Origin of the sequence: Jiangella endophytica (genome assembly GCF_003427025.1) — a bacterium.
GTDB lineage: Bacteria > Actinomycetota > Actinomycetes > Jiangellales > Jiangellaceae > Jiangella > Jiangella endophytica.
The window spans coordinates 1-1,362 of the sequence record NZ_QVAI01000054.1 but is presented as its reverse complement, the minus strand read 5'-3'; the positions used below and the strand labels follow the sequence as shown (position 1 = coordinate 1,362).

Below are 1,362 nucleotides of genomic sequence, written 5' to 3'. Positions count from 1 at the left end.
TGAACCGCCCCGGCGTGTCCGGAGACTTTCTAGTTTGAGACTCCAGCGGCTGCTGGTGTCTGGTGGTGAGCGTAATGAGCGGCCTCGGCCTCGACTGGCGTGAGGTCGTCGCAGTACTCGAACGGGCGGCGGTGGTTGAACCAGTCGACCCACTCGGCGGTCGCGATCTCGAGGTCGTCCAGGCCCTTCCACGGCCGGCGCGGCTTGACCAACTCGGTCTTGTAGAGCCCGATCACGGACTCGGCCAGAGCGTTGTCGTAGGACGAGCCCACGGCCCCGGTCGAGGGCTTGATCCCGGCAGCGTCGAGCCGCTCGGAGTAGGCCACGGACATGTACTGGACTCCGTGGTCGTGGTGGGCGATCAGACCCGCCAGGTCCTTGCCCTCGCGGCCGCGCGTCCAGATGGCCTGCTCGACGGCGTCGACGACGAACTGGCTGGTCATCGTCGTGGCCACCGACCAGCCCAGGATCCGCCGGGCGTACGCGTCGATGACGAACGCCGTGTAGCACCAGCCCGACCACGTCGAGACATACGTGAAGTCGGCGACCCACAGGCGATCTGGTGCGAGGGGTGCGAAGTTGCGATCCACCAGGTCCAGCGGCTTGGGTGCCTTCGGGTCGCTGATCGTGGTGCGCTTGACCTTCCCGCGCACCGCACCGGCCAGGCCCATCTCGCCCATCAGCCGCTCGACCGTGCAGCGCGCGATCGGCGGCTCATCGGCTGGCCGTTCACGGTTCAGCATCAGCCAGACCTTCCGGGCGCCGTAGACGCCGTAGTTCGACGCGTGGACCGCGGCGATCCTGGGCTTCAGGTCCTCGTCGCGGACCTCGCGGGAGGTGGGCTTGCGGCCCCGGTGCTCGTAGTAGGTCGCGGGGGCGATCTTCGCGCCCAACTCGGTGAGCTGGGCGCAGATCGACTCGACACCCCAGCGCAGACCATCGCCGTCGCGGACACCGACATGCTCGTCGACGTAGCGCACGATCAGCGCTGTGGCCGGTCGAGTTCGGCCGCGAAGAAAACCGATGCGGACTTCAGGATCGCGTTAGCGCGCTTGAGCTCGGCGTTCTCCCGCTTCAATCGCTTCAGCTCCGCCGACTCCTCAGTCGCTATCCCTGGCCGCTGACCCGCGTCGACCTCGGCCTGGCGGCACCACTTCCGGATCGTCTCCGGCGTCCCGACACCGAGCAGCTCGGCGACCTTGGTCATCGCCGCCCACTCCGACCCATGGTCGGCCCTGATCTCAACGACCATCCGGACCGCCCGCTCACGCAGCTCGACCGGGTACCTCTTCGACGTACTCCCCGACATGACTCCATCCTTCCCAAGGAACGGAATCTCCGGACTCGCCGGGGCGGTTCAGT

1 protein-coding gene is annotated in these 1,362 nt (G+C 67.5%); it reads right to left on the bottom strand.

Annotation, left to right across the window (positions count from 1 at the left end):
• Nucleotides 1–29: 29 nt before the first annotated feature.
• A protein-coding gene (locus DZA62_RS35220; protein ID WP_116953667.1) for an IS3 family transposase occupies nucleotides 30–1,309 on the bottom strand; the annotation gives its coding sequence in 2 pieces (ribosomal slippage) (nucleotides 30–1,021 and nucleotides 1,021–1,309; 1,281 coding nt in all).
• Nucleotides 1,310–1,362 lie beyond the last annotated feature (53 nt).